The organism is Cellulomonas triticagri (genome assembly GCF_003696205.1).
Classification (GTDB): Bacteria; Actinomycetota; Actinomycetes; order Actinomycetales; family Cellulomonadaceae; genus Cellulomonas; species Cellulomonas triticagri.
The window spans coordinates 1-1,635 of the sequence record NZ_RFFI01000249.1; the positions used below are offsets into that span (position 1 = coordinate 1).

Below are 1,635 nucleotides of genomic sequence, written 5' to 3' on the forward strand. Positions count from 1 at the left end.
GGGAAAGACAGCCCCTGACCGAACAACACCTCGATCTGCGCCCGCTCCTGCAGCGTCAACCTCGCACCAGCCATGCCACGCACCCTCTCGATGAGGACCACGTTGCAACAACCACCTGACGCCAAGGTCTCGAGACCCGCACCTGCTGACCACTCGACGACGCGCCGGGTCGAGGTCGCCCGATGGGCGCGTCGGTGTGGACGCGGCGGAGTCCGGCGCCACGTCGGCGCGGTCGGGGTGGGTGCGGGGGTGTTCGCCGGGTGCGCGTCGGGGTGGGTGTGGGGGGCGTTCCCCGAGGTGCGCGGGGGAGTGGACGCAGCGGAGCCCGCCTACCCCGTGGGGGTGGCGGGCTCCGGTGCGGTGGTGCGGGGTGTCAGCCGGCGCGGCGCTGGCGGGCGGTGCGGCGCTTGAGCGCGCGGCGCTCGTCCTCGGAGAGGCCGCCCCAGACGCCCGCGTCCTGGCCGGACTCGAGGGCCCACTTGAGGCAGGTGTCGACGACGTCGCAGCGGCGGCAGACGGCCTTCGCCTCCTCGATCTGCAGCAGGGCGGGGCCGGTGTTCCCGATCGGGAAGAACAGCTCCGGGTCCTCGGTCAGACACGCTGCGCGGTGGCGCCAATCCATCGAACACTCCTCAGCACGGGGGCATGCCACAGACCCAGGGGGCTGGGGTGGCAGGGGGCGCAGAGCTCACGTCCGACGCACGAGACGTGGCTCGCGGGGGCGTGAGCGTCGGCGCTCGGATTCGAACTGCTGAGTACAAGATTCACATGGGCGCAGACGGCGCACAAGGGGTTACGCGCAGGTTTCTGACGCGTAACGACTGAGGCGTCGGTCACACCTGTGGGGATCCTGGACGCCTGGCCGCAGGCTACCCCGGTCGGGTCGAAATGTGCCAGTTTCACCCGCTGTGTGGGACGAACGTCCCAGTGCGCCGAGGTGGCGGCCCCGCGACCTGCGACGACGCGGGAAGCGCGTCCCGGCACGTAGGGTCGCGACGTGACTCCCGCCGCAGCACCCGCCCCGCAGCCCTCGCCCGCGTCCGCCCCGACGGCCGTGCGGGTGCTCGTCGGGCTCGTCGCGGTCCAGGCGGTCGCGCTCGTCGCCGTCACGGTCGGGCTGGTCGTCGCGCTGGTGCGGGGGACCGCGCTGCCGGGTCCGGTGGTGTTCATGGCGGTGCTCGCGCTCGGGATGGGTGCGCTGCTCGCGGGCGCCGCCCGCGCGCTGCTGCACGGCGAACGCTGGGGGCGGGCCCCCGTGATGACGGTGCAGATCCTGCTGGTCGTGCTCGCGGTCGGGTGGCTCGGGGTCGAGGTCGCCGCGTGGTCCGTGGGCGTGCTGGCGCTGGCCGCCGTGACGGGGGTGCTGCTGCTCGTGCGGCCCGTCGTCGCGTGGACGGTCGACACGCCCCCGCCGGACGCCGTCGCGGGGCCCCGCTCGCGCTGAGCGCGCTCACGGCCGACGGCGGTCGCGACGACGCCCCGACCGGGGCGGGCACCGGCGATCCACGCGCCCTCCCGTGACCGGCTCCGCGCTGCGGTCGCGTGCGGGACGGTACGAGGCGCGTCCCCGTGGCGCGTGCGGGCGGGCGACCGAGCGCGCCCACACCAGGCCCGCGCCCGCTGCTCGCCGATGCG

The 1,635-nt window shown here is 74.7% G+C and carries 2 protein-coding genes; one reads left to right on the forward strand and one right to left on the reverse strand.

What is annotated here, in order from left to right:
* Nucleotides 1-373: 373 nt before the first annotated feature.
* Nucleotides 374-622, reverse strand: coding sequence for a WhiB family transcriptional regulator (locus EBM89_RS20590; RefSeq protein WP_122151410.1), 249 nt, complete (start codon nt 620-622; stop codon nt 374-376).
* 375 nt (nt 623-997) lie between these two features.
* On the opposite strand from EBM89_RS20590, the gene EBM89_RS20595 reads away from it, so the two are divergent.
* Nucleotides 998-1,444 (forward strand): hypothetical protein, encoded by a 447-nt coding sequence (locus EBM89_RS20595; protein ID WP_233571894.1) that lies wholly within the window; start codon nt 998-1,000, stop codon nt 1,442-1,444.
* Nucleotides 1,445-1,635: the final 191 nt, after the last annotated feature.